Genomic DNA, 26212 nt, shown 5'->3' with positions numbered 1-26212 from the left:
GACCATGGATAATTATCGACGTTCATTACTAAAAGGCGTCAGTGTATTTTCTTTATTATTAGCAAGCCCTTTTCCCGTTTCTGCAAAACCTGTTTATGTAAAACAAAAACAGAGAGAAATCGTTGATATTCTGGGAAGAGAAATTGTATTACCACAAGAACTAACCCGTATTTATGTGGCAGATAGTGGATTATTTTTGCTTTATGCTTCATTAAATGAAGGCGCTCTTTATGAGCGTCTTATCGCTATGCCTTCTGCTTTTCGTACCGCTGATTTAAGTTTATATCATCAATATACGCGAGCATTTCCTCAATTATTGGCATTACCTGAATTTACGGCTATGTCGAGCGGACACTTTAATAGTGAAAAGCTTATTTCGTTGAAACCTGATGTCATTATTGTCGCTGTTGGAACTTATCGTGCGATCAGTGTTAATGGTGTGCTGGATTTATTAACGAAAGCAAATATTCCTGTTGTCGTGTTTGATTTGAGCATCGATCCTCTTAATAACACTCCAATTAGTACATCTATTATGGGAAATATGCTTGGTAATAGCCAACAAAGCCAAGCAATGAATCTATTTCGTGAAAAACAACTCAGTGATATTTCTCAGCAATTAGGAAAAAAACCATTTAAACGTCCCAATGTGTTATTTGAACGCGCTGCGGGTTTTACACCAGAATGCTGCCTTTCATATGGCAATGGCAGTATGGGACAAATGCTACAAAATGCGGGTGGTAAAAATTTAGGATCGGAATATATAAAAAGTACTTATGGCCTTCTGAATCAGGAAACCGTAATTTACTCCGAACCCGATAAAATCTTTTTAACGGGAGCTGATTGGAGCGGCTATAACCCTTCAGGTGATTGGATTAATTTAGGGCCTGGTGCAAATTTAGATTTGGCAAAACAGCAACTTGAAATTTTAATGCAACGTCTTGCTTATAAAACGCTCGATGCGGTTAAAAACAAACAAGTGTATGCCATTTGGCACTCTTTTTATGACAGCCCTTTTGGTTTTATTGCTATTTTGCAAATGGCGAAATGGCTACATCCCGAACGCTTTTCTTACCTCGATGTAGACGCTATTTTTCATGAATACCATACCCAATTTTTGCCAGTAAAATGGGAAACGGGCTATTGGGTTACTTTGCTTGATCAAGATAAGGAATAATCATGTTTGATATCTATTCGCCTGATCCTTTACGGACAAAAGTTGAGACACAATCAGCAGGAAAAAGAACTATTTTGTATTCAGCAAAAGGTCAGCCCAATTATATGTATGTAATGCCCCGTTTTCGATTAAACGAGGTATTGGATGATCTTGATAATACTATTCACCCCGCTTTTATTGTAAATGGAAAAGTTAAGGATGCCTTTTTCTATGCGTGTTATCCCGCTTCATTACATCAAGGTGAATTATTAAGTTTACCCAATCAAAAACCAGCCAGTCAGTTAGATTTGTTAAGCTTTCAACAATATGCTCAACAGACAGGAAAAGGGTTTCATTTAAGTACTCATGTTGAATGGGCGGCGCTTATGTTGTGGTGTCGTCACCATAATATGGTTGAAGATGGAAATACGGACTATGGGCGTAGTTTTCTACATCCAGAGCAATGTGCTAATCGAGTTGATAGTAAAGATGCTGGCGACACTGATTTTATTACTGGTGATCCCACAACAATAACATCACCACAGTGGCCTAATTGGTATCATGACAATAGCTTATTTGGCATTAGTGATTTATGTGGCAACCTTTGGGAATGGCAAAGTGGAATGCAATTAAATGCCGGAGAAATACAGATAATTAAAGATAATGATGCTGTATTTTGTGGTGATCCAACAATAACTGAGCAATGGCATTCAATAGCATTATCAACAGGTAAGTTATTACCTATCCATCATATTAATAGCGCAAAATACGATGCACCCTCTGATTATTGTGAGGGAAATGCAGGCACGCCTATTTTATCAACGTCAATAAAACACTATAACGGTACACCTGCAGATAATAGTTATCCTGCAGGGTTAATGGATGGTGATTTTAACGCAATAACGACGGTTGATAATCTTGAAGTTCCTACATTATTTAAAGCATTAGGATTATATCCAGCGATAAACCAGCAAGATCACAATCAGGTTTATTTACGAAATTATGGTCAACGCGCTTTAATGCGAGGTGGTGCTTGGTATTCACAACAAGTAGCAGGAATGCGAACTTTATGTTTAAGCCATCATGCACTACATCGCAGCACTTCTGTCGGTGGACGCCTTGCTTGGATTGATATAAGTGATTAATTACAGATAACTTATTAATAAACCTAAGATATCGGTACTAATTTTTGCTGATATTCTTAGGCTTTTATTGTTATTAATTACGCATAGCTTTTACTGCTTTTATGATTAATGCGTTGAAAACCTAAAAATGCAATTAGCATCACTAAGGCACTCGCGCTAATTGCAACCCATACACCAGATTGAACGCCTGAATAATCAACAAGTTGTCCCGTTAATGTTGCACCAATTGCTGTGCCTATATTTAATCCTGCAAGTAACCAAGTCATTCCCTCTGTAAGCTGATTTTCGGGTACACTCTTCTCAATAAGTGACATTGTCACGATTATCATAGGTGCAAAGAAGATCCCTGAAATTAATACGACTAAACTCAAGCTATAAATAGAACCTACAAAAACAAGAGGCAAAATAGTGAGGAATGTTGCGATGCCACCTAGGTATAATAAACGGTGCAACGGTGTGGATAATTTTAACGTGCCAAAGAATAAACCGGCAAAACAAGAGCCAATTGCATAGGCTGATAATACAAGGCTTGCACCTGCGGGTATTTTTTGAGCATTAGCAAAAGCCACACTAAAAATATCAATGGTGCCTACAATTACGCCCATAAAAATCATAATAACAGTTAAGATCCTTACGAGAGAAAAACGGATCACAGATTGTGTTTTATAAGATGTTAACTCAGAAGATATGCATGTTATTGCAGGCTCTGTGTTGCGTTGTAAAACAAGCAAGAAAACACCAACAATAAGAAAAACAGCAGCCATTAATAACCCAGCTTGTGGGAAAAAAGCGACACTTAAGGTAACAGAAATGGGTGGACCAAGAATAAATGTGACTTCATCAAATACACTTTCTAATGAATAAGCTGTCTGTAAGCGGCTATCTTCTTTATAAATTGAGGTCCATCTCGCTCTGATCATCGCAGAAATACACGGCATAAAGCCAATGAATACTGCAAAGATGAATAATAAACTAATATGCCACTGTAACCATGTTGCTAATAGCATTCCCCCTATTCCAATAACACTAATTAATGTGAATAAAGGTAAAATTCGATATTGCCCATAAGTATCAACTAGGCGTGATATTTGAGGTGATAACACCGCGTAAGTAAATACAAAGCTAGCAGAAATTGTTCCCGCTAATGCATAACTGCCCGTAAGTTGTGAAATCATCATGATGATACCAATACCCATCATCGGTAGTGGTAATCGCGCAACCATTCCCGCTAAGGTAAAAGATAACGTGCCTTTATAGCTAAATAGTGTTCGATAAGTGCTTATCATAGTTTTCCTTATGCTTACCCTTGCCATTTTAGCGAGGGTTAAAGATAATACATACATTGCGTATGTATAAATCATATATACATACGAACTGAATGTAAATATACAAACAATGCGTATGTATATTTTAAAAAGGAGATAAAATGGCTAGACGTACTCGTGCTGAAATGGAAGAAACCCGGTTATTACTGCTAGAAACAGCAAGAAAAGTCTTTTGTGAACAAGGCTATGCAGAAGCATCGATGGATGATTTAACTGCGCAAGCGGGATTAACTCGAGGTGCGTTATATCACCATTTTGGTGATAAAAAAGGATTGCTATCGGCTGTTGTTGCACAAATAGATGCAGAGATGGATGCGCGTTTGCAGGCTATTTCCGATACGATTAATGACCCTTGGTTGGCATTTTCAATGCGTTGTCATACCTATTTAGAAATGGCTTTAGAGCCAGAAATTCAACGTATTGTTATGCGAGATTCACGGGCTGTATTAAATGATAAGCTGACTGAACTACCAACGCATTGTGTAATATCTATGAGTAATATGATTGATAAACTTATCGAGAATAAAGTACTTGTAGAGACAGACTCAAAAATGTTGGCTCTGTTTATTTATGGCAGTTTAGAAGCCACTGCTTTATGGATTGCCAATAGTATTGATGGTGAGGCTCAGTTAGAACATGCTAAATCAACATTAGAGACTTTATTAAATAGCCTACGTATTTCGGCAAAATAAATAAAATATAGCGAGGTTCACGGAGATAGTCCTCGCTAGGATATATTTTTATTTATTAACTTTAATTCAAATCAGAGCTTATGTTATTTGCCATATTGCTTTTCCTTGCCATTGCTTTTCAATAAAATCAAGAAAATAGCGTATTTTAGGAGATAAATGGCGCTTAGATGGATACACGGCACAAATCGGCGCAAGATTAATCGTATGCTCTAATAAAATAGGCACTAATTTGCCTGATTTAATAGATTCACCCACTAAAAACTCACCCAGTTGGCATATTCCATAACCCGATAATGCCATATCTAAAATAGCTTCTGTATTATCTAAACGTAATTTTCCTTTAACGGGAAGCGTAAATTCTTTTTGATGAGTTTGATATTTCCAAGGTACCGTTGATCCTTGGTGGGAAAATGTAATTAATTGATGTTGTGATAATGCATTAGGCGATTGAGGCACATCATTTCGTTCAAAATAATCAGGAGATGCACAGATTATTAAACGATGAGGAGCCAATACTTTACGCATTAGTCGACTGTCATCATTACCGCCAATACGAATAGCTAAATCAACGCCGTTTTTAACTAAATCGGTATATTCATCTGAAAAGGTAATTTCAGCGTCTAACTCTGGCCATTGCATTAAATAAGTTTGTAATAACGGTAAAATATAGCGTCGCCCAAAGGCAATGGGTAAATCAATACGTAAACGCCCTCTCGGATTTTCATTAAGTTTATCAAGAGCTGCACTCGCTTCTTCAATCTCATTCAAGATAAGTTGTGCATGTTGATAAAATAATTCACCTTCAGCTGTTAGACTAATACTGCGTGTAGTGCGATGAAACAAACGCAAACTTAGTCGCTCCTCTAAACGCACAATACTTTTGCCTACCGCTGAACGAGATATCTCTAAATTTTCTGCAGCAAAGGTAAAACTCAATAAATCTGCTACTCGAATAAAAACAGTAAGATCAGAAATATTATCAAAAGGCATTGTACGTTTATTATTTGCCACTTTTATTCCCCAATGTTGTGACTTTAACGGTATTTATCTCCAATATAGCGACAGATAGACTAAAACGCGATAAATAAAGAGTGAGTAAATGGAGCCTCAATGGAAAATATCGCGTCAGTATCTCAAAAAACAAATAGTAGTCATCGTCATTGGTGGGCCGTTATTGCATTAAGTCTTGCCACATTCTCTGTGGTTACCATAGAGATGTTGCCTGTGGGTTTATTAAATCCCATTAGAGATAGTTTTGGCATATCTACGGGAATATCTGGTTTTATGATAGTTATTCCTGCCATTATTGCCGCCTTCTTTTCACCCATTGTTGTTATTGGCGCTGGTAAACGAGATCGTAAAAAAATACTCTTATTTTTAGCCCTACTTTTAGTTGTCGCCAATATTATTTCGGCTTATTCAGCGTCAATTGTTCAGTTATTAATTGCTAGAGCTATTGTTGGTTTCTGTATTGGGGGGATTTGGGCTTTTGCTGGTGGCTTAGCATTAAGATTAGTACCCGAAAAATCCGTTGCTTTGGCGACTTCGCTTATTTTTGGTGGCGTTGCTGCGGCATCGGTATTAGGTATTCCTATGGGAGTTTTTATTGGTGAATATTTAGGTTGGCGTGGTGCTTTTATTGTTATGGGATTATTTTCATTTACAGTATTAGTATTAATGTTTATTTGTTTACCTTCATTATCAGGTTCAACATCTTCTCTTTCTAAAGCCTTCTTTGCACAATTTAAAAATACACAGCTAGTTTTAGGATTATTAGTCACACTTTTTCTCGTGTGTGCTCATTTTATGGTGTTTACTTATGTTCGCCCATTACTCCAAACCATAACGACGTTGTCAAACAACACATTGGCAGTACTTTTATTTGCATATGGCATTAGTGGGATCATCGGTAATTTTATCTTTGGTATACAATCAGCAAAAAGACTCAATATTGCAGTTTCAGTTATTATCATTGGCATATTAAGCGTCTTTTTAGGTTTTCTATTTTGGGTATCATCTCCAACAATGACGACTGTTGTTATGTTAATTTGGGGATTAATGTATGGCGGTGTTTCAGTTGCACTGATGACATGGATCATGACAGCCGTTCCTAAAGGAATTGAATTAGGAAGTTCTGCTTATATTGCAATTTTTAATTTAGCTATTGCGTTAGGTGCTTATTTAGGTGGCTTAAGTGTTGATAATTATGGATTAAACTCGACATTATTTATTGCTATATTGTTTATTACGTCCGCTTTATTATGTGTTTTTGCATCAAAATACACGAAATGTTCAGTTAAATAACAAAACTCAAGTTTGCCATAAATAAAAAGGGTAACAGTTATTACCCTTTTCTCTTTTAGATACACAATAATGTGGCGTTATTACGATAAGCTTTGGTCTATTTTAGTAACTGAGTAAATTGCTGATATAGCATATTACCTAATGTTTTTGCGGTATATTCTTCGCTATGACCTAAATTATCAACAGCGGCATGCATACCATGATAAATCAATGTGCTGGTTAATTCTGGTTGTGTAACGTGCCAGGTTTTATTTTCTGTACCTGAAATTAACAGTGATTGAATTTGCTGTAATGCTCTATTTTCATGAATATTGCTGCTTTGATGAAATACTTGATGAAAAAGCATATCGTGTAATTCTTGTTTTTCAACATAAGCAATAACGCTAATTTCACACCACTGTTTTAATTTTTCACGATGCTCTTGTTGTGAGCAGGCATTCATTGCGTTATCTATTTTATTTAAATACCAATCCATATAACGTGTTCTGAGCGCATCAAGAACATCTGTTTTAGCAGAAAAATAGTGATAATAGGTCCCTTTTGCTACCCCCGCTTTTTTTACAATATCGCTAACGGTTGTGGCATCAAAACCTTTATCAAGAAATAACGCTTCTGCAGCATTCATTAACTCTTCTAAACGAACCTCTGCGGGTTTTGTTCTCGGCTTATCTGTTGTTTGTTCTTCTAATGACATTGCTTATCTCCCTCAAAGTCGCTTGTAAAGAGTACTCTATATTAAAGAGACTCACAATGATGATAAATGAAACTCATTATCAACAACTATTGACCGACGGTCAGTCGAGTATTATTATGCCATTATTATTCATCATTAAGGCAATAAAGCTTATGACTTATTTAAAACGACTGTCACTTATCTGTGCCATTTGTTTAGGCACTTTTATGGCAACTCTTGATATTAGTATCGTCAATGTGGCTCTACCAACTATTCAAAATGATATTCATGCTGATATGGCAACCTTGCAGTGGATTGTTGATGCTTATGCACTTTGTCTATCCGCCTGTATTTTGTCATCTGGCCCTTTAAGTGATCGCTTTGGACGAAAAAAAGTGTGGTTATGGGGCGTGATTATTTTCACGTTAGGTTCAGTAATTTGTGCGATTGCACAGCAACATGAAATACTAATCCTTGGACGTATTATTCAAGGTATTGCCGCTGCTGCACTTATTCCGGGTGCATTGTCTTTAATTACGCATGCTTTTCCTATTGATATTGAACGCGTTCGTATCATTGGAATTTGGTCTTCCGTTAGTGCGTTATCACTTATCATTGGCCCTATTTTAGGTGGGGTTTTAGTTCATACTAGTGGTTGGGCAAGTATATTTCTTATTAATATTCCTATTGGTATTATTACCGTTTTATTAGGTTGGTATGGATTAAGTGAAAGTGCTGATCCTGAAAATGTTGCTTTAGATCCTTTTGGCCAATTAACCAGTATGTTGGGATTAGGATTGCTGACTTATGGTTTAATTGAAGCTGGCTCTGTAGGTTGGTCACATTATAGAACGTTCTCTACATTGATTGCGGGTATTATATTTCTTACCCTTTTCTTAATGATAGAAAAACGTGTTGAACGCCCTTTATTACCACTGACTTTATTTAAAGATCGCACATTTTTTCAATATAACCTTTCTTCTTTTACCTTGGGGTTTGCCACATACAGTAATGTATTCTTTATCGCTTTCTTTTTACAAAAAGCACAAGGCTGGAGCGCATTAGAAACAGGTTGGAGAATGGCACCTGAATTTATTGCAATGGCGCTATTCTCTATGTCTTTTGGACGACTATCTTCTTATTTTTCAGTCAGAAAACTCATGATCTGCGGTTTCTTATTTATCGCCATTTCTTCTTGTCTATTAGCGACATTAGCAACAAATAGCCACTATGGAATAACAGGAAGCTACCTCTTTGTATTAGGTGCTGGAATGGGGTTAGCAACACCAGCCATAGGTGCTTTAGTGATGAAAAGCGTGCCACCGTCACGTTCTGGTATGGCGTCAGCAACCATGAATGCATTAAGACAAACCGGTATGACAATGGGAATTGCTTTATTAGGTACCTTGATGGTGCAACAAGCAATCCATTATATGACTATTCAAAGTGAGGCATTGGGAATATCTGTAAGCTATATCGATATTGTCAGTTTAGTAACTGAAAATACGACAAATAATTTAGACAAAGGATTTGTCACTTTGTTACCAGAGGCATTTAATTCGGGGTTTGCTTATGCGATTGCAACCGCAGGGATCTCATGTTTTGTGACATTATTTATTGTGCTCTTTCCTGTTAAAGCAAAACATAATGCACTTACTCAACAGATCACAGATTAATATTTATAAACGCTGAGCTAGAAACTCAAGAAAAAACTCAATATTACGTGAAAGAGAGCTACGAGTTGCATATATTGCCACTAAATTAATTGTTGCGGGTTGTTGAGGAAACTCAATAGCTCGTAATTTCCCCGCTTCAATCATATCAAGACAGCAATGTTCGGCTAAAATAGCAAATCCTAATCCTTTTAATACCGCTGATTTTGCCAATATGGCACTGTTTACTCGGTAATTGCTGTTAATGGTTATTTTGATCGGTTTTTTATCTTCATCCATAAATATCCAAGGTTGCCCTTCTAGTGCGCTTAAACTAGAAATACATGGCATTTTGCTTAATTGCTCAATATGTGTGGGTATACCTGTTTTTTCTAATAATTCATTAGATGCTACAACAATACTGCGCCACGACTTAATTAAGCGAGAGTGATAGCTACTATCTGCTAAATTTCCACGATGGAAAGTTAATAACAAATCAATATCATCATCGATGATATTTCTTGGCATTAATTGAGTATCACATTGAATAAGTAAGTTAGGATGAAGTGCGGCAAAATCAGCCAAAATATCACCAAGTAACTCACTGCCATATTCACTTGGAATAGTTAAACGGAACGTGCCTGTTAATGGCCCATCACTGGTGATATTGCTTACAACATTATCCAACTCGGTTAAGGTTTTCTTTCCTTGCTGATAAAGTGTTTTACCTTGTTCAGTAAGGCGCATCTTTCGAGTGGTTCTATCAATAAGTTTACAATTGAGTTGTTGTTCAAGCTGTTTAATTGCACGACTGATATTTGAGGTAGGCATAGATAATAGCCGAGCAGCGGCTGCAAATTGTCCTTGCTCTGCTACAGCAGAAAAAATACGTAATAAATTAAGATCGATTTGCATAAATAATTCACTGCCTACTGTATTTCTATTACTCAAGATAGGCAGTGTAACATTCATTCTCTTTTCTCTCGTTAATAATTAACAATAACCATGAGACATGAGTTTTTGATAGCGTTTATCTAAAAATTCTTCGGTTGAGTAGCTTTTTAATAATGCTAAATCAGTTAATAATTGTTGCTTAAGAAACTCTGCAGCTTGTTGGTGATCACGATGAGCGCCACCTAATGGTTCAGGAATAATGGCGTCAATAATACCTAATGCTTGTAATTTAGGTGCAGTCATTCCCATCGTTTCTGCTGCAATTGGCGCTTTATCAGAATTTTTCCATAAAATAGAGGCACACCCTTCTGGTGAAATTGCCGCATAAGTGCTGTATTGCAACATATTAACTTTATCACCAACACCAATGGCTAACGCACCGCCAGAGAATCCTTCACCTGTAATAGTACAAATAATCGGTGTTTTTAATCGTGACATTTCAAGAATGTTACGAGCAATAGCTTCTGCTTGTCCTCGCTCTTCAGCGCCAACACCAGGATAAGCACCCGCAGAATCAATAAAAATAATAACGGGTAGATGAAAGCGCTCTGCCATTTTCATTAAACGTAATGCTTTTCTATAACCTTCGGGAGATGGCATTCCAAAATTGCGAAGAATTTTCTCTTTTGTATCACGACCTTTTTGTTGCCCAATCACCATGACTGGCATTTTGTCTAAACGCGCTAAACCCGCAACAATCGCTTTATCATCGGCATAAGCTCTATCACCTGCCAACTCCTGAAAATCAGTAAAAATCGCTTTAAGATAGTCAAGGGTATATGGGCGCATGGGGTGACGCGCGAGCTGTACAATTTCCCAAGCACCGAGATCAGTAAAAATAGATTTTGTCAGTGAAAGACTTTTTTGCCTTAAACGAGCAATCTCTTCATCTAAATTAATACCTGTTGGTTCATCTTGAGATTGCTTAAAGGTGAGCAATGCATCTATTTTTTCGTCTAATTCAACAATAGGTTTTTCAAATTCAAGATGAATAAAAGACATAACGACCTCAGATTTAATGCAGTAAATAAAACAGTAATTGAGCCAGTTTAGAAAAAATAGCAATGTGGTGATAGAGAGAAATTTGATAAATACTATTATCAAAAATGGGATAATTAAGTATTACTAAAGATCAGCAAGAAAAAATACAAGATCAAAAAGAGCTTTTTCTCTCATTTTAATCTATACAGAAATAACTAAGTCATGTATTAATATACAGTGCGAATTTATTCTTTTGCCACTCATAAAAACTCGCACAAGTTATAAAAAACCCCATAAAATACAAATAATTAGAATAAAGATAATATGTTCTCAAAAAAAACACGATCAACAACTGCGCTGCTATTTTCATCACTTCTTCTTACGATAGGAAGAGGTGCAACATTACCGTTTATGGCGATCTATTTATCACGGGAGTATCAATTACCTGTTGATGATATTGGTATTGCCATGTCTATTGCATTAACAACGGGTATTTTTTTTAGTCTTGGCTTTGGAATGCTTGCGGATAAATTTGAGAAAAAACGTTATATGTTGCTATCTATTATAACGTTTATCTTTGGTTTTGCCGCAATACCGATGGTTCATAGCACTGTTTTAGTGGTTATCTTTTTCTCGGTGATTAACTGCTCTTATTTAGTATTTTCAACTGTGTTAAAGGCCTATTTTTCTGAAACTTTATCGGTTTCTGCGAAACCTAAAATATTCTCTCTAAACTATACCTTTATTAATATGGGGTGGACGGTTGGCCCACCTATTGGCACGTTATTATTAATGTATGGAACACAACTACCCTTCTGGCTTGCAGCTATTTCTGCCAGTGTTCCACTTTTTATGATCCAGTTATTTGTCCAGCGTTCTAAAGCAATAAATACGGGTGAAGAAAATAGTGTGAAATGGGACCCGAAAATAATGCTGAAAGACAGAGCATTAAGTTGGTTTGTGCTCTCAACTTTTTTCGGTACATTAACATTTGGTTCTTTTGCATCATGTATTTCGCAATATATCTTAGTGGTTTACGATGCAAAATTAGCAGAGTCTGTTATTGCAGTTGTATTACCAGTAAACGCCGCTATTGTCGTTTCTTTACAATATATTGTCGGTAAACATGTTACAGCCGAAAGACTACGTAAATTAATGACGCTTGGTACGCTATTTTTTATGATGGGTTTATTGGGTTTTATGTTTGCAGGCAACAATTTAATCTTTTGGGCATTAGCTATCGCTGTATTTACCTTGGGTGAATTAATTTATGCACCTGGTGAGTATATGATGATTGATAACATTGCACCGTTAGGAATGAAAGCAAGTTATTTTTCTGCACAATCATTAGGTTGGTTAGGTGCTGCACTTAACCCATTAGCTAGTGGTTTTATTTTGACTTCATTCCCTCCTGTTTCTTTATTTGCGATTTTAATGGTGATTTGCGGTCTTGCTTGGTTTTGTATGATCCAAGGAATGAATGTAAGTCAAAAAAGAACCATAACTTTATAATTTTATTCGTAAATCAGCAGCATAAACAAAAAAGACATCCGTTTGGATGTCTTTTTTATATGGAATTTTTTTGCGAGTAGATCACTACTGCTAATTAATAAGATTATTTTGATATTCTTTTTAGTATGGTTTCAATGCTAATAGGGAAAAAGTCATTCACATCGACACCGACATTAATTGCACTTTTTCCTAAAACATCTAAACGTTTACGTTGAGAGGGATCTTTTTGTGAATTATGAACATGGCCATATAAATGAATAGAATCACGGAAAAAACCTGCCCATTCCAATATAGGGTAATGAAACATAACAATTTTTCTTTTTTTATAATCCAACTCAAAATAATCTTTTACCCATTCAAAAGCAGATGCATCAAATTCCGGATCGTCTAGAAATTTGTCGTGATTTCCACGAATAAGGTACTTTTTACCTTTTAATCGGCGCAAGATTTGATTAGCATCTTTCCCTGTTCCTCGATAAAGAAAATCACCTAAAATGTAGATTTCGTCATTATCAGAGACGTAAGCATTCCAATTATGAATTAGAGTGTCATTCATATGGCTAACACTATTGAATGGACGATCACAAAGATTGAGGATGTTTGAATGGCAAAAATGTGTATCAGAAGTAAAATAAATCATAGTAATTTCTTAATAAGTAATAGAATTCTCAACCTTAAGAAAATATTTTCCCTCGGTCTGTATAGTGATATTTTTTCAAAATAATTTCCTCCTTTAGTTAAAGTTTAAACAGTAAGTACAATATCATCTGTCTTATTGTCGTTGATGCTGTTTACGGTAACCAGATAAAGAATTACCTGTTTCTCTTTTAAAGTATCGGCATAAATAAGAGGGATCATCAAAATGAAGTTTCATTGATAACTCATTTACCGAAAGCGAAGTGTGCATTAATAATGCTTTTATTTCAAGAGTAACTTGACGATTAATCAAGGTCTTAGGGGCATCATTAAAGAATTGCTTTGTTATTTGTGATAAATAAAACGGTGTAATACTAAGCTTGTTTGCATAAAAAGCCACCTCTCTATGCTCTAAACAATATTTTCCAATCAATTCCCAAAACTGCCAACAAAGCTTTTCTTTACGACTAAATTCTTTTTTAGCGATAGAAAAATGAGCGGGTATTGATTCAGTAATAGCAAAAAAGAGATTTTGTAAGTGATTTTTTAACATCAATTTTCTGTGTTCAGAATAACGGTTATCTATATATTTTAGTTGTTGAGTCCATCTGTTTAAGGCTTCATATTGCTCTTTTTGTGGGCGGCAAACAGGATTCTCATGGAGAAAAGCAAATAAAGTATTAGAAAGAGAATAAGCAATTTCTGAGGCAAAAGATTTATCAAGAAAACAATAAAATAAGCGAAAGTTTGCTGATTTTTGACTCAAAACTGCCATCATATCATCGCCTAAGATAAGAATATCATTCGCTTTGATTGCCTGTTTTTGAAAACCAATATTGATTATAGCCCTCCCTTCTAAGCAAATCATAACCACAATATAAGATAGTGGTAGAGGGTAACCGGTTTCATTTGTCATATCACTTTCACCTATTATGGCATGTTGTAATGACGCATTAAGTTGTGACAACACTTGACTTAACATAATCAAATAACCTCACTTAATTCTTATCTAGTACTTTTTCTGTTTTTATATTTGACGATCTTGAGCTTAATAACAAGCATATCCTTTTATTTAGTTGTCAAAAGTACCGATTTTACCTCTTTTATGACATTCGGTTCTTTATCTCTTTTCTTTAAAATACACACATCTTAAAGACGTAAGATAAATTGCAGAATATTTGAAAAATTAAGAGAAGTTATTGAAATGAAAACATTAAAAACAAAAAGGCTTGTATTGCGCCCTTGGAAACTTTCTGATGCGTCAAGTTTGTATCAATATGCAAAAGATGAACGCGTTGGTCCAATTGCAGGTTGGCCTGTACATAAAAATGTTGAAGAAAGTGCTGAAATTATTCGCACTATATTTATGCGCGACGAAGTTTACGCCGTTACGTTAATTAATGATGACCAAGCTATTGGTTTAGTTGGATTATCTTTCGCAAATGAGAGTAATTTCCCAATTGGAGATAATGATGCTGAAGTCTCTTATTGGATTGGTGTTCCATTTTGGGGTAAGGGTTTAATACCTGAAGCAGTAGAAGAAATTAGTCGGCATAGCTTTGAAACACTGGAGTTAGATAATTTATGGTGTGGTTATTTCGCTGATAATGAGAAGTCGCAAAAAGCACAAGAAAAATGCGGATTTAAATTTCATCACATTATTGAAGAACAATACGCAGAATTTTTAGATGAAGTGAAAGTTGAAAATATTTGTCGCTTAACTAAAGATGAATGGGTTGAGATCCAAAAACAGACCGATTAAAACAAAAACACCAGACTGTGAAATTCACATTAGCTGGTGTTTTTTAGTATTAACACGACTATTTAATTAAGCACTTGCTAATGCTTGAGATAAATCAGCAATTAAATCTTGTGGATTTTCTATACCAATTGATAAACGAATTGTCGTGTCTTGAATGCCAATGCTATGTCGTAATGTCATTGGCACACCTGAATGCGTTGTTGAACCCGGATGACAAGCTAGAGATTCTGTTCCCCCCAGACTTACTGCAAGTTTAAAAATTTTCATTGCATTAAGAAAACGGAAAGCTTCACTTTCTCCGCCCTCAATATCAAAAGAGAACGTTGATCCTGCTCCTGTGCATTGTTTGGCAAAAACTTTAGCTTCTACAGAATTCTTATCCGCAAAAGGTAAATAATGAATTGCTTTTACTTTTTCATGGTCACGCAGAAATTCTGCAACTAATAACGCATTCTGATTGGCTTTTTCCATTCTAATTTGTAACGTTTCTAAAGAACGGCCTAGCATCCAGCAAGAATGTGGATCAAGTTGTGTTCCTATTGCGCCTCTTAGTAATCTGATTTGATTAATCAGTTCACGAGAGCCCATAGCGGCACCGGCAACTAAATCTGAATGCCCACCTACATATTTAGTTAAAGAGTAAACTGAAATATCGGCACCTTGTTCTATTGGATGTTGATATACAGGGCCTAGTAATGTGTTATCACAAACAATAATAGGACGATAGCCTTGCGTTTTTTCTAATTGATCAGCAACGTTTTTTAATGCTTCGATATCTACTAAGGAATTAGTTGGGTTTGCAGGAGTTTCTGCAAAAATAACGGAGACTCGCCCTTTTTGGCTGGCTATATTGGCTTGTTCTTGAATAAGTGAAAGATTTAGCCCATCTGTAAATGGTGTAGCTTGTATACCAAATTTAGCCAATGTTTTGGCAATTAATGTCTCAGTTCCGCCATAAAGTGGCTGTGAGTGTAAAATAACATCACCAGGTTGTGTTAATGCCATTAATGTTGTGGTAATTGCGGACATTCCTGATGAAAATAATACACAAGATTGCGTATTTTCATAAACAGCCAGTCGGTCTTCAACAATCTCACTATTAGGTTGATTAAAGCGAGAATAAACCAAACCTGCTTTTTCACCTTCAGGTAAAGGTTTTCTACCACTTACGGTATCAAAAAAAGCTTTGCCCTCTTCAGCACTTTTAAAAATAAAGGTGGATGTTAAAAATACAGGTGGTTTAACTGAACCTTCAGAGAGTAATGGATCATAGCCATAACTCATCATTAGTGTTTCTGGGGATAATTTATGTTCGCCGATATATTGTTTTTTCAGTTGAGAGTCAGTCATTTTTTTATTTCTTATGTTTAATGAAGGATCTTTATCATACTGAAAAAAATTCATGTTGTTAGAATGTTTTATATAGAATAAAAACCAGTAGTTATATAAAAATAACGAGCTCTAACATAACGATAACTTTAAATAAAAGGTTCTATCCATTTAGTGGTGTTTAATCAAGGTGATTTAACTAAACATAAGCTGATTATTCTAGTTAAAAAAGAAGGGAAAAGTAGGACAAACTTAAAGATAAAAAGAATGAACACCTCTTTTTACCTTTAAGTTAAAGGATGTTACCAAGCTCTTACAGCATCACCTTTATACATTTCTTTGAATTTTAACTCGATTTGTCTTGAATGCAGAACTGAAATCAGTTTTTTTATATTTTCATCATTTCTGTTATCTTCACGCGTAACAATAACATTAGCATAAGGTGAATTTTTATTTTCTAAGATCAATCCATCACGAGTCGCTATTAGCCCAACTTGGGATGAAAAATTATTGTTGATTATAGCCATTGTGACACTTGGATCATTTAATGCTTCGGTAAGCTTAGGTGTGTCGACTTCGACAAAAGTAATTTCTTTTGGGTTATGGATAATATCGTCTACTGTTGGTGTAAAACCAACATTATCGCTAAGAGTAATGAGATGATTTTCTGCTAGTAATAAAAGCGCACGTCCTTTCATGCTAACTTCATTTGAAATTGCAACGACATCACCAGACTTTAATTCATTTATATCGCTAATTTTTTTAGAGTATGCGGCTAAAGGAAAGATATATGTTTTACTGGCAATATGAAATTGGTAGCCATGCTCTTTCATTTGAGCTTGAAGATAAGGAATGGATTGAAATGCATTTGCATCAACTTCTTTATTGTTCAATGCCTTATTAGGCTGAACATAATCATTGAAAGCAACAATCTCAACATCTAACCCTTCAGTTAATTTCGCTAAACGAATAACTTCATCCCAAATCACTTGATCAGGCCCTGTATTAATTGCCACTTTTACTCTATGCGTATCTTCTTGTGAACAAGATACAGTAAATAGTGATATTGAGGCTAGAAGTAAACCTGTAATAATTTCCTTCATATCTCCCTCTTAAACAGATCTTGATAAAACAGCGCCATAAAAATCATTTTGATTAAGAAATATCCTAACAATAGATTAATAACAAGGAACGAGAAATGATACAAGTACCCAATGCATATAAAGAAATGAATATTGTTTATATTTTTATAATGCATTGTTTTATAAATCAAAAAAGAAACACATCATAATTTGATGTGTTTCTTTTTTAATTGTAGATTTATTCATTAATAATTTTGTTTATGCAATTATCAGAATACGCATCTTCTACGCTAAGATAGGATGATTCAGTGACACAATAGTTATTAAATTGCCATTTAAACTGAATTTCATCACCTTTCTTATTTTCTAAAATAGAATAGCTAGAGAAACGAATTGGAGTGGTTTTTTGTAAGTTGTTTCCTACTTTTTCCGCACTTAACAAAACAACGTGGTCTTTTTTCTCAATAAATTTGAAATCAGAGATAGTGATATCGGTACCTTTAATCTTATTGTTATAAAGACTCAAAGCGTTAGCATATATAGATGGAACAATATAAACCTTTTGATCACTTCCTTTGATATAAACAGTTGCCATATCGACAGATGTTGAATCATTTAATGACCGTCTAGACTTAACAACGACATCAGGAACACCATCACCATTAAAATCGATAAGATTTACTCCATATTCGAGTTTAATATCTGCTGATGTTGAAGCAAATGGTAGCGATAAAAAAAGTAATCCTAGCCCAAATTTTAATATCTTATTCATTGTATTCATTTCTTTTTTTGCTTATTACTTGTGCATCAGACTACTTTGTAGCAGTGATTAGTCAAGGCATTTTATGTTTCAAAATAATACAAAATTTACAATTACATCATTAATAAATTATTTTCATACTAAGCACTATACTTATTTGACTATTATAAAAAGAATATGTCTTTCATATTTATATTTTTTAGATTTAAAGTTTCTCTTTAATATAGAGCAATATAATTTTTAAGATCGCTAATTCTTTCTTTTGTTTTATCTTTTAAACAACTGCTATATACCATTGGGGCTAAACTACCACCTTGATAATAGTCAGCTTCATATTGGCAAGAAAGGTCTCTAAAATTAACCCAAACCAACTGTGCTTGCTTAAGTTGATCTTTGCGACCACCTTCTAATTTAGCGTAATATTGTTGATAAATACGGTTAAGCTCTTCATCTTTTTGCTGAAAATCTTGATATACACATTGATTAATCTCAGTTTGAGTCGCTGCATTTCGACAATCAAAATTATCTGCTTGTAAATGTATAGACCAAAATAGTATACCGCCAGATATTGCACCGAATAGGATAAGTTTTTTCATCACACCGTCCATTTTTTGATTGAAAATATCGCTAAAGATATTTACTTCATTTTTTACTACTTAATTTAAAAGATAAAAAAAAAGTAAGTTCTTTATCAGTTTAGCAATATTTCTTATATGACAATTACGTGAAGACAACGTAAAAGTGCTCTATTTTAGATAGTCCAGTTTAGATAACAATATTTAACCTTGAGTAATTATACTGATATTTAGTTTAGAGAAAATATTTATTTAATACAAATTTAAAAAAATGATAACTCAATATCTTTTTTCTTTAACAATAAATGTCTTTTACAAAAAAATAAGTAAAATAGTGGTTATATTCTATTGTTTGTTTTTTCGCGCTGAAAGATTTTTATTAAAAATATCTAATAAGTTTTACTTTAATAAGTAACTCATCTTACCAGTTTCTATTTAAGGAGATTTTAATAAAATCACCCCAATAAATTAGACTAATCAGTCTAATTAGTACATATTATATAAATGTGGTCATAAATGATTTATTTATAATACTTACGGGTATATACCCATCGTGGATTTTTCAAGTTATGAAAAAATATTTCAAATCAATTTGGTTTTATTTTGGGCTTATCACTCTTATTTTTGTGATTATCATTAGTGGTGGTCAGTATTCTGATTTCGAATTGGATGATCATGCATCAGTGATAACACCGATTAATTTTGTTTCTAAAACAGATACTTTGTCTGGAACATTAATTTTACCGGATCAGAACAACATAAAAGCTATCGCAATTTTTGTTCATGGCGATGGCGCTCAAGATCGCTTTTCTAATAGTGGATATTTACCATTAATTAATAGCTTGCTGGATGCTGGTATTGGTGTGTATACATGGGATAAAGCTGGTGTGGGCGAAAGCCAAGGAAATTGGTTACTTCAATCTATGCAAGATAGAGCAGATGAAGCACAAATAGCCTTCCAGCTTATTCAAAAGAAATTTTTCTATACTGATATTAAAGTTGGTTATTTGGGATTTTCACAGGCTGGATGGGTTATTCCTATTGCAGCTACACAATCTAAACCTGATTTTTCCGTTATTATTGGTGGGGCTGTAAACTGGCGAGCTCAAGGTGCTTATTATCACCGAGTGCGTTTAAAAGCAGACAATGTTAATGATAAGGAAATTACCCGAAGAGTCTCAGAGCAGCTGCAACAAAATGATCGTATATTTGGTGTTAATGGCAGTCATGATATTTCAGCGCAGGGAGATATGTCTGATGATCGCTTCTATTTTGTTATCCAAAACTATTTAAGTGATTCATCTAAAGATTTACCTTATATGAATGGACGAGTACTGGCTATGTTTGGTGAGTTAGACCTTAATGTAGATGCATCAAAAAATGCATGTTTATATAAAAATCTATTAGAAAATCAGATAAATAAAACAGTTGCCCTATTTCCTAATGCCTCTCATGGCTTATTAAAAGCACCAGTTTTTAATTATCAATTAGAAAATCAATGGCCTTGGTGGAAACAGATGCTTTTTATTTATCAGGGACGAGATAGCTATTCCTCTGATACTTTAAATTACTTAACATCGTGGATCACTGAAGATGCAATAATACCTTCTGATTATGTTGATTTTAAATGTGAGAGTGGCAATATAAGTTTAAGATAAAATGTAGATAATGCCTAAATGAAAGTCGCTCTTTAGGCGTTAAAGTGTGAAAAGCTTCATCATTTCATTATAAATCAACTTGATACTCAATAATCTCTCTAATTTTTCTTAATGCATCACGCAATAAATTAATATCAATTGAAGCTAATGCAATACGGATTGCATGAGGAATGTTGGTTGTTGTGGCATAAGGCTCAGCAGTGGCAACAGATATTTGTAATTGATGTAATGAAGCAACAATTTTATCGGCTCTAACTTCTTCAGGTAAAGGGATCCATAAAAAATAGGAGGTTGGATGATGAATATAAGTAAGTCCTTCAAATATTTCACTCACTATTTTTTGTCGCTGCTGTGCATCTTTACGTAATAAACGTTCTAGTTTATCAACTATTCCCTCTTTCACCCATTGGCAGACAATGGAAGTCATTAATGCGGGTGTATTCCATGTTGTTACTCTCATTGATCGCTCTAACGATGAAATAGTATTTGTAGGAGCAACAATAAAACCAACTCTTAATCCAGAAGCTATATTCTTAGAAAATCCTGAAATATAAAATGTAATATCTGGCGCCAAGGTAACAATTGCTGGCGGTGCTTTTTTAACTAAAAATGCATAAGTCGCATCTTCAATTATCATGAAATGGTATTTCCTTGCCAAAGTAATTAATTGTTGTCGCTGTTTTAATGTTAATACCCATCCCATTGGGTTATGTAGTGTAGGAATACAATAAAGTGCACGTATTGCCCTTTTTTTACATAGCTCTTCCAGTTTATCTAAATCTGTACCTGATGATGTAATGGGAATGGGTAATATTTCCAAATGATGAGCGAGTGCTGCTAATTTAAATCCGGGATAACTTAATGCATCTACCGCGACAACATCTCCTGGTTTTAAAGCACTTAATAATGTAATCGCAATACCTTGTTGTGCACCGTTAGTAATAATAATATTTTCAGGTTCAACCGTGATTTCTTTATTTTTAAGATATTGAGAAATCACTATTTTATCGTGTAATTTCCCACTATGTGGCTGATAGCGAAGTAATGATTCAATTTCGCCTGATGTCGCTAATCTTTTTAGCTCGGTACGTAATAGTTCAGCTTGAATAGGCAATGAGGGATAATTGAAATTAAGATCCAGCATATCTGCTGCTGTAGGATTTTCTATTCCATGATTTATCGGAAGCGATAATTCTCGTACAAAAGTTCCTCTTCCTATTTCACCAATGATCAAGCCCATACTTTCTAACTCAGCGTATACACGACTTGCCGTTGCAAGAGACATTTTATGCTCTGCGGCTAAATGCCGATGTGTTGGCAAACGTGTACCTGGTAGTAATTTTCCTATACGGATCTCATTCGCCAATTTATCAACTAAAGATTTATAACGGGGCTGAACCATAGAAATTGTATCCATGACAATTATTTGATTGTCATAATTGTGTTCCATAAGATGGGATTCAGCAAGTTACATCGTAGATACAAGCTTTATATAAATAGACTTTTATATATCTGCTGCTATTACGAAAACTGTAATAAATTGTTTTTTATTAAAATTTATCATAATAAAAATGGAAAATAGTATGCAGCAAATTAATCAAAAAGAGCGGACAAATGGCTGGGTAAATGGGTTTATAGGTATGGTGATTTTTAGTGGATCTTTACCTGCAACAAAAGCGGCTGTATTAGGTTTCGAACCTTTATTTTTAACCGCAGCGAGAGCAACGATTGCAGGATTATTATCTTTAGCAATGTTACTGTTATATAAAGAAAAATTACCTACGTTTAAACAGTGGATTTCATTAACTGTTGTCTCATTAGGTGTTGTTGTTGGTTTTCCATTATTAACGGCTATTGCACTACAAGAAATAACTTCAGCACACTCCCTTGTTTTTTTAGCTTTATTACCGTTATCTACGGCAATTTTTGCAGTAATACGTGGGGGTGAAAAGCCTCGCCCTATTTTCTGGCTTTTTTCTATTATTGGTAGTTTATTAGTGATGGGGTATGCCATTTCTCAAGGTGGATCGTCATCAATCAGTGCTGATTTATTAATGATAGCATCAGTGATTGTTTGTGGTTTAGGTTATGCTGAAGGTGCGACTTTAACGAAAGCATTAGGTGGTTGGCAGGTTATATGTTGGGCATTAATTGTATCCTTACCTCCAATGCTTATTCTTAGCTTTATTCTCATACCTGAAGAGCTTGCAACAATTAGTGTATCAGCATGGGTAGGCTTAGGTTATGTTTCGCTTTTTAGTATGTTGATTGGTTTTATATTTTGGTACAAAGGATTATCACAAGGAGGGATCGCAGCAGTAGGACAACTTCAATTATTACAACCCTTCTTTGGATTAGGTTTAGCGGCTGTATTACTTCATGAATCAGTCAATTTATTGATGTTATTAGTAACTATTGGCGTTATTTTTTGTGTTGCTGGCTCAAGAAAATATGCCTAATTAAAATCAAACAGTTAAAACTAAAAAAACACGCTAATCAACCATGTTTGCGTGTTTTACTCTTCGATTAAATTGGCAACTTCGAGCAAGTTATTATCAGGATCACGTAAATAAACCGACATAATAGCGCCAGTTGCCCCCGTTCTAGGAACAGGCCCTTCTTCTATTTTTTACACCTTGTTGATTTAAATGTTCAATAATCTCTGATAACGGTGTCTGTGTTAGAAAACACAAATCAGCCGAACCTGCGGTTGGTTTTGCCGCTTTGGGAAGAAACTCTTTTCCCACTTGATGAAGATTTATTTTTTGAGAACCAAAAGTGAGAGCTTTGCGCCCTTCTTTAAACGTAACAACGTTAAAGCCTAATACACGGTGATAAAAATCACAGGTTATCTGAATATCAGCAACAGTTAATACCAGATGGTCAAGCTGTGCAATTTTCATCAGGCTCTCACTTTTTATATATTAATTAAAGCTCACACTTTGTTTTTAAAACTGCTGTCTTTCTATGGTGATCGAGTGCCAACTCAATTAATTTAGTAATTAATGATTGATAGCCTAAACCTGCACTTTGCCATAATTTTGGATACATGCTGATATTGGTAAAGCCAGGCAGTGTGTTTATTTCATTAATCACAACACGATTATCTTGTGTTAAGAACACATCAACACGAGCCATACCTAAGCAGTTAAGAACACGGTATGCTTTTAAGGCAACTTGGCGAATATGCAAACTCGTATTTTCATCCATTACTGCTGGAACAACGACTTTAGCACCATCTTCATCAATATATTTTGTGTTATAAGCATAGAAAGCATCGTTTAATACGATTTCACCACAAGGGCTAACTTCTGGAGCTTCATTACCTAAAACAGCGCACTCTATTTCACGGCCCTCAATCGCACTTTCAACAATCACTTTAAGATCGTATTCAAAGGCCATTTCTAATGCCGCGTTAAACTCTTCTTCATTATTAACTTTGCTAATACCTACAGAAGAACCTAGGTTGGCAGGTTTAATAAATAAAGGAAGTCCTAATTGACGAACCATTTCGTTGTAAGGAATGTCGTTAATTTGATGCGCCATAATAGTAATAAATGGAGCAACCGCCAATCCTGCACCATCAAGTAGGCGTTTAGTAATATCTTTGTCCATACACGCTGCTGAACTCATGATATTTGGCCCTACATAAGGCATATCAATCATGTGTAATAAGCCTTGGAGTGTGCCATCTTCACCGTACGCACCATGAACAATTGGGAATACAACATCGATTTGAGGTAATGCTTGACCATCTTCAAGTGAAATAAATTGGCCTTTTACACTACCAGGAATAATAGCAACCGCTCTTAAAGGTTTGCTTAATGAAATGGTTTTAGGATTATCGCTATTTAGTAAATAGTCAGTTTCTGAATATTCATGCCACTGACCTTGTTCATTAATACCGATTAAGCAAAGGTCGAATTTCGTTCGATCTAATTCATTAATAATGTTTTTTGCTGACTGTAATGAAACTTGATGTTCTGTGGATTTACCACCAAAAATAATAGCGACTCTTAATTTACTCATTTTCTAACCTTTTATAGGACAGCTATAGCGAATAGGTAGCAATATATCATGATAAAAACCCCCGATGTAGGTAGATAGTTCTTATCTGCGAAAAATTACGATAAAATGATGAAATTCTATGATTTAGAGTGCTAAAACGTCACTATTTCAAGATATAACGACTCAATAACGACAACAATTCTATTGGCATAAGGTAAACACCATGGCTGATGTAAAACAACCGATTGAAATGGATATTACTGAGGTCGTAAAAGCAACAGGCATCGCCTCTTCTGCAATCCGTTATTATGAGAAAAAAGGACTTATTAATTCGATAGGACGCAAAGGAATTAAGCGTGTATATCATCGTGATGTACTGAGTCGTTTAGCATTAATTTCTTTAGCACAACAAGCCCATTTTTCTTTAGATGAGATAGCCCAACTTAGCGCCAACCAAAGAATACCAACAATCGATAGAAATATTGTTCATCTGAAAATTGAAGAAATTGATAATAAAATCAATGAACTTAAACGTCTTAAAAAGGGGTTAGAACATATTCAAGTATGTCCCGAAGAGAACCACTTTCAGTGCAGTCGCTTTCAAAAGATCTTAGCCTTAAGCCTGAAAAAGAGAACGAATAAAAGATAATCGTCATCTTCTTTCTATCATATTTTATTAAATATTAATCAGTTTCATCATCTTTATTTCTCTATTGACTTGAAGTTAACTTCAAGTTGTAAGATGCGTATCTCTTTCATCTAGTTATCGCATCAATGGAGATCTCTATGCCTAAATCAGTATGGTGGCTGGCATTTTCTTTGGCTCTTTTCACAACAGGAAATGCATTAGTACTTTCTGTTGCTGTTCTTGTCGGTGAACAATTAGCCAAAGATCCTATTTATTCAACGGTTCCCTTATTAAGTCAATATATTGGAATAATTTCAGCAACCATTCCAATGGCTCACTTTATGATGAAATACTCACGTAAAGCTGGTTTTATTATTGGTAATATCGGTGGACTAATTGGAGCATTATTATCTATTGCAGGCATCTATTATCATAATTTAGTGCTGTTTTCTTTCGGTACTTATTTTACGGGAATTGCTATTGGTACAGCACAACAATATCGTTTTGCTGCGCTTGAAGAAACACCCATTAATATGCATGCAAAAGCTATTGGCTTAGTTATGAGTGGCGGTATTGTTGCTGCTATTATCGGACCCTCTTTAGCCGTTGCAACACGACAACTTTTTACCGATTATCCGTTTATTGGGCCATTTACAGCACTGAGTGTCATTTATATTTTAGCGTTTGGATTATTGTTAAAAATCCCACTGAAAAAGAGTGTAAAAACAAAAACTGAAATTGATAAAAAACCAAGAAGTTATTATCAATTATATAGCCAGCCACTATTATTTTTAGTAACTATTGTTAGTGCATTAGGCTATGGAGTTGTTGTGTATATGGTTGGCGCGATCCCTTTATCGATGAAGCAAAATGGTTTTGAATTTGCCACAATTGCTTTTGTATTCCAATGTCATATTTTAGGTATGTTCGCACCCTCTTTTATTACTGGACAACTTATTCATCGATTTGGAATTAAAATCTTCTTTTTCACTGCGATACTATTATTAATCATTGTATTAAGTATCAATTTACAAGGTAACAGCTTTTATCATTATCTTATTAGCTTTGTTTTAATTGGTATTTCATGGAACTTGAACTTAATTAGCTCTACACACTTACTATCTAAAACATACTTATCTCATGAACGAGCAAAAGTACAAGGAACTAATGACTTTTTGATTTTTTTCTTAGGTGCATTAGGAAGTATTACCGGTGGTGTTGTTTTTTATTTAATAGGTTGGCAAAGCACCAATATTGTTGGTATTGCCGTTGCAATAGGTGTGTTATTAACAGCAATTAAACTGCGGAGACATTTACCTGTTACGACACAATAGTGTAACCCCATAAATTTATGACAGGTAAAAATTGTTCTTTATTTGTTCA

General features: G+C 34.8%; 24 protein-coding genes and 1 pseudogene. 11 read left to right on the top strand and 14 right to left on the bottom strand.

Going from position 1 to position 26212, the window contains the following annotated elements; genetic code table 11:
• The first annotated feature begins 4 nt into the window (after window positions 1-4).
• Both GTK47_RS12810 and GTK47_RS12805 read left to right on the top strand, forming a co-directional pair.
• Complete coding sequence (locus GTK47_RS12810) at window positions 5-1174, top strand: ABC transporter substrate-binding protein (protein ID WP_165123716.1); 1170 nt, start codon at window positions 5-7, stop codon at window positions 1172-1174.
• A gap of 2 nt (window positions 1175-1176) precedes the next feature.
• Window positions 1177-2298, top strand: coding sequence for a hypothetical protein (locus tag GTK47_RS12805; protein WP_165123714.1), 1122 nt, complete (start codon window positions 1177-1179; stop codon window positions 2296-2298).
• 77 nt (window positions 2299-2375) lie between these two features.
• On the opposite strand, the gene GTK47_RS12800 is transcribed toward GTK47_RS12805, so the two are convergent.
• On the bottom strand, window positions 2376-3584 hold the full coding sequence (locus GTK47_RS12800; RefSeq protein WP_165123712.1) for an MFS transporter: 1209 nt from the start codon (window positions 3582-3584) through the stop codon (window positions 2376-2378).
• 140 nt (window positions 3585-3724) lie between these two features.
• Here GTK47_RS12800 and GTK47_RS12795 point away from each other — a divergent pair, with 140 nt between their 5' ends.
• Window positions 3725-4315, top strand: a complete 591-nt coding sequence (locus tag GTK47_RS12795; RefSeq protein ID WP_165123710.1) for a TetR/AcrR family transcriptional regulator — start codon at window positions 3725-3727, stop codon at window positions 4313-4315.
• Window positions 4316-4393: 78 nt separating this feature from the next.
• Here the strand turns inward: GTK47_RS12795 and GTK47_RS12790 are convergent, their stop codons facing one another.
• Window positions 4394-5305 carry a LysR family transcriptional regulator gene (locus tag GTK47_RS12790; protein WP_165126631.1) on the bottom strand — a complete coding sequence of 304 codons (912 nt, stop codon included), beginning with the start codon at window positions 5303-5305 and terminating at the stop codon, window positions 4394-4396.
• 120 nt (window positions 5306-5425) lie between these two features.
• Here GTK47_RS12790 and GTK47_RS12785 point away from each other — a divergent pair, with 120 nt between their 5' ends.
• Window positions 5426-6619 carry an MFS transporter gene (locus GTK47_RS12785; RefSeq protein ID WP_165123708.1) on the top strand — a complete coding sequence of 398 codons (1194 nt, stop codon included), beginning with the start codon at window positions 5426-5428 and terminating at the stop codon, window positions 6617-6619.
• 97 nt (window positions 6620-6716) lie between these two features.
• On the opposite strand, the gene GTK47_RS12780 is transcribed toward GTK47_RS12785, so the two are convergent.
• Window positions 6717-7313, bottom strand: coding sequence for a TetR/AcrR family transcriptional regulator (locus GTK47_RS12780; protein ID WP_165123706.1), 597 nt, complete (start codon window positions 7311-7313; stop codon window positions 6717-6719).
• A 152-nt stretch (window positions 7314-7465) separates the two neighbouring features.
• Between GTK47_RS12780 and GTK47_RS12775 the strand changes: the two genes are divergently transcribed.
• Window positions 7466-8968 (top strand): MFS transporter, encoded by a 1503-nt coding sequence (locus GTK47_RS12775; RefSeq protein ID WP_165126628.1) that lies wholly within the window; start codon window positions 7466-7468, stop codon window positions 8966-8968.
• Window positions 8969-8971: 3 nt separating this feature from the next.
• On the opposite strand, the gene GTK47_RS12770 is transcribed toward GTK47_RS12775, so the two are convergent.
• Both GTK47_RS12770 and accA read right to left on the bottom strand, forming a co-directional pair.
• A complete protein-coding gene (locus GTK47_RS12770) occupies window positions 8972-9859 on the bottom strand; it encodes a LysR family transcriptional regulator (RefSeq protein ID WP_165126625.1) in 888 nt (295 codons plus the stop codon).
• Between the two features lie 78 nt (window positions 9860-9937).
• Window positions 9938-10900 (bottom strand): acetyl-CoA carboxylase carboxyl transferase subunit alpha, encoded by a 963-nt coding sequence (gene accA, locus GTK47_RS12765; RefSeq protein WP_165123704.1) that lies wholly within the window; start codon window positions 10898-10900, stop codon window positions 9938-9940.
• Window positions 10901-11203: 303 nt separating this feature from the next.
• Between accA and ydeE the strand changes: the two genes are divergently transcribed.
• Entirely contained in the window at window positions 11204-12391 is a 1188-nt protein-coding gene (gene ydeE, locus GTK47_RS12760; protein ID WP_165123702.1) for an efflux MFS transporter YdeE, read from the top strand.
• Between the two features lie 103 nt (window positions 12392-12494).
• Here the strand turns inward: ydeE and GTK47_RS12755 are convergent, their stop codons facing one another.
• Window positions 12495-13031: a metallophosphoesterase gene (locus GTK47_RS12755; RefSeq protein WP_165123700.1), complete on the bottom strand. Its 537-nt coding sequence runs from the start codon at window positions 13029-13031 to the stop codon at window positions 12495-12497.
• 132 nt (window positions 13032-13163) lie between these two features.
• A complete protein-coding gene (locus tag GTK47_RS12750; protein ID WP_241256023.1) occupies window positions 13164-13943 on the bottom strand; it encodes a helix-turn-helix domain-containing protein in 780 nt (259 codons plus the stop codon).
• A 288-nt stretch (window positions 13944-14231) separates the two neighbouring features.
• On the opposite strand from GTK47_RS12750, the gene GTK47_RS12745 reads away from it, so the two are divergent.
• Window positions 14232-14789 carry a GNAT family N-acetyltransferase gene (locus GTK47_RS12745; protein WP_165123695.1) on the top strand — a complete coding sequence of 186 codons (558 nt, stop codon included), beginning with the start codon at window positions 14232-14234 and terminating at the stop codon, window positions 14787-14789.
• 66 nt (window positions 14790-14855) lie between these two features.
• Here the strand turns inward: GTK47_RS12745 and GTK47_RS12740 are convergent, their stop codons facing one another.
• From GTK47_RS12740 to GTK47_RS12725, 4 genes are all read right to left on the bottom strand, one after another.
• Complete coding sequence (locus tag GTK47_RS12740; RefSeq protein WP_165123693.1) at window positions 14856-16139, bottom strand: cystathionine gamma-synthase family protein; 1284 nt, start codon at window positions 16137-16139, stop codon at window positions 14856-14858.
• Between the two features lie 281 nt (window positions 16140-16420).
• Window positions 16421-17221, bottom strand: a complete 801-nt coding sequence (locus GTK47_RS12735) for a MetQ/NlpA family lipoprotein (protein WP_165123691.1) — start codon at window positions 17219-17221, stop codon at window positions 16421-16423.
• A gap of 217 nt (window positions 17222-17438) precedes the next feature.
• Window positions 17439-17972 (bottom strand): hypothetical protein, encoded by a 534-nt coding sequence (locus GTK47_RS12730; protein ID WP_165123689.1) that lies wholly within the window; start codon window positions 17970-17972, stop codon window positions 17439-17441.
• A gap of 206 nt (window positions 17973-18178) precedes the next feature.
• A complete protein-coding gene (locus GTK47_RS12725) occupies window positions 18179-18556 on the bottom strand; it encodes a lysozyme inhibitor LprI family protein (RefSeq protein ID WP_241256022.1) in 378 nt (125 codons plus the stop codon).
• Window positions 18557-19104: 548 nt separating this feature from the next.
• Between GTK47_RS12725 and GTK47_RS12720 the strand changes: the two genes are divergently transcribed.
• Entirely contained in the window at window positions 19105-20193 is a 1089-nt protein-coding gene (locus GTK47_RS12720; protein ID WP_165123685.1) for an alpha/beta hydrolase, read from the top strand.
• Between the two features lie 67 nt (window positions 20194-20260).
• Here GTK47_RS12720 and GTK47_RS12715 read toward each other — a convergent pair whose 3' ends face one another.
• On the bottom strand, window positions 20261-21595 hold the full coding sequence (locus GTK47_RS12715) for a PLP-dependent aminotransferase family protein (protein WP_165123682.1): 1335 nt from the start codon (window positions 21593-21595) through the stop codon (window positions 20261-20263).
• 181 nt (window positions 21596-21776) lie between these two features.
• On the opposite strand from GTK47_RS12715, the gene GTK47_RS12710 reads away from it, so the two are divergent.
• On the top strand, window positions 21777-22652 hold the full coding sequence (locus GTK47_RS12710; RefSeq protein WP_241256021.1) for a DMT family transporter: 876 nt from the start codon (window positions 21777-21779) through the stop codon (window positions 22650-22652).
• A 56-nt stretch (window positions 22653-22708) separates the two neighbouring features.
• Here the strand turns inward: GTK47_RS12710 and GTK47_RS12705 are convergent.
• A pseudogene (locus GTK47_RS12705) lies at window positions 22709-23096 on the bottom strand (VOC family protein).
• 25 nt (window positions 23097-23121) lie between these two features.
• Window positions 23122-24222 carry a D-alanine--D-alanine ligase gene (gene ddlA, locus GTK47_RS12700; protein ID WP_165123678.1) on the bottom strand — a complete coding sequence of 367 codons (1101 nt, stop codon included), beginning with the start codon at window positions 24220-24222 and terminating at the stop codon, window positions 23122-23124.
• 202 nt (window positions 24223-24424) lie between these two features.
• Here ddlA and GTK47_RS12695 point away from each other — a divergent pair, with 202 nt between their 5' ends.
• Together GTK47_RS12695 and GTK47_RS12690 are read left to right on the top strand one after the other, a co-directional pair.
• Complete coding sequence (locus GTK47_RS12695) at window positions 24425-24850, top strand: MerR family transcriptional regulator (RefSeq protein ID WP_165123676.1); 426 nt, start codon at window positions 24425-24427, stop codon at window positions 24848-24850.
• Between the two features lie 137 nt (window positions 24851-24987).
• Window positions 24988-26163, top strand: coding sequence for an MFS transporter (locus tag GTK47_RS12690; protein ID WP_165123674.1), 1176 nt, complete (start codon window positions 24988-24990; stop codon window positions 26161-26163).
• The last annotated feature ends 49 nt before the right edge of the window (window positions 26164-26212 follow it).

The organism is Proteus sp. ZN5, assembly GCF_011046025.1.
Taxonomy (GTDB): Bacteria; Pseudomonadota; Gammaproteobacteria; order Enterobacterales; family Enterobacteriaceae; genus Proteus.
Note: the sequence above shows the minus strand (reverse complement) of the source record. Positions and strands in the feature narration are given on the sequence as shown.

Excerpts from the sequence above, each read along its gene's own strand:
- GTK47_RS12755 (WP_165123700.1), bottom strand. The coding sequence starts at position 13,031 with ATGATTTATTTTACTTCTGATACACATTTTTGCCATTCAAACATCCTC.
- GTK47_RS12710 (WP_241256021.1), top strand. The coding sequence starts at position 21,777 with ATGCAGCAAATTAATCAAAAAGAGCGGACAAATGGCTGGGTAAATGGG.
- GTK47_RS12730 (WP_165123689.1), bottom strand. The coding sequence starts at position 17,972 with ATGAATAAGATATTAAAATTTGGGCTAGGATTACTTTTTTTATCGCTA.
- accA (WP_165123704.1), bottom strand. The coding sequence starts at position 10,900 with ATGTCTTTTATTCATCTTGAATTTGAAAAACCTATTGTTGAATTAGAC.
- GTK47_RS12785 (WP_165123708.1), top strand. The coding sequence starts at position 5,426 with ATGGAAAATATCGCGTCAGTATCTCAAAAAACAAATAGTAGTCATCGT.
- ddlA (WP_165123678.1), bottom strand. The coding sequence starts at position 24,222 with ATGAGTAAATTAAGAGTCGCTATTATTTTTGGTGGTAAATCCACAGAA.
- ydeE (WP_165123702.1), top strand. The coding sequence starts at position 11,204 with ATGTTCTCAAAAAAAACACGATCAACAACTGCGCTGCTATTTTCATCA.
- GTK47_RS12745 (WP_165123695.1), top strand. The coding sequence starts at position 14,232 with ATGAAAACATTAAAAACAAAAAGGCTTGTATTGCGCCCTTGGAAACTT.
- GTK47_RS12780 (WP_165123706.1), bottom strand. The coding sequence starts at position 7,313 with ATGTCATTAGAAGAACAAACAACAGATAAGCCGAGAACAAAACCCGCA.
- GTK47_RS12750 (WP_241256023.1), bottom strand. The coding sequence starts at position 13,943 with ATGACAAATGAAACCGGTTACCCTCTACCACTATCTTATATTGTGGTT.
- GTK47_RS12715 (WP_165123682.1), bottom strand. The coding sequence starts at position 21,595 with ATGGTTCAGCCCCGTTATAAATCTTTAGTTGATAAATTGGCGAATGAG.
- GTK47_RS12740 (WP_165123693.1), bottom strand. The coding sequence starts at position 16,139 with ATGACTGACTCTCAACTGAAAAAACAATATATCGGCGAACATAAATTA.
- GTK47_RS12695 (WP_165123676.1), top strand. The coding sequence starts at position 24,425 with ATGGCTGATGTAAAACAACCGATTGAAATGGATATTACTGAGGTCGTA.
- GTK47_RS12725 (WP_241256022.1), bottom strand. The coding sequence starts at position 18,556 with ATGAAAAAACTTATCCTATTCGGTGCAATATCTGGCGGTATACTATTT.
- GTK47_RS12690 (WP_165123674.1), top strand. The coding sequence starts at position 24,988 with ATGCCTAAATCAGTATGGTGGCTGGCATTTTCTTTGGCTCTTTTCACA.
- GTK47_RS12795 (WP_165123710.1), top strand. The coding sequence starts at position 3,725 with ATGGCTAGACGTACTCGTGCTGAAATGGAAGAAACCCGGTTATTACTG.
- GTK47_RS12805 (WP_165123714.1), top strand. The coding sequence starts at position 1,177 with ATGTTTGATATCTATTCGCCTGATCCTTTACGGACAAAAGTTGAGACA.
- GTK47_RS12735 (WP_165123691.1), bottom strand. The coding sequence starts at position 17,221 with ATGAAGGAAATTATTACAGGTTTACTTCTAGCCTCAATATCACTATTT.
- GTK47_RS12790 (WP_165126631.1), bottom strand. The coding sequence starts at position 5,305 with ATGCCTTTTGATAATATTTCTGATCTTACTGTTTTTATTCGAGTAGCA.
- GTK47_RS12720 (WP_165123685.1), top strand. The coding sequence starts at position 19,105 with ATGAAAAAATATTTCAAATCAATTTGGTTTTATTTTGGGCTTATCACT.
- GTK47_RS12775 (WP_165126628.1), top strand. The coding sequence starts at position 7,466 with ATGACTTATTTAAAACGACTGTCACTTATCTGTGCCATTTGTTTAGGC.
- GTK47_RS12770 (WP_165126625.1), bottom strand. The coding sequence starts at position 9,859 with ATGCAAATCGATCTTAATTTATTACGTATTTTTTCTGCTGTAGCAGAG.
- GTK47_RS12800 (WP_165123712.1), bottom strand. The coding sequence starts at position 3,584 with ATGATAAGCACTTATCGAACACTATTTAGCTATAAAGGCACGTTATCT.
- GTK47_RS12810 (WP_165123716.1), top strand. The coding sequence starts at position 5 with ATGGATAATTATCGACGTTCATTACTAAAAGGCGTCAGTGTATTTTCT.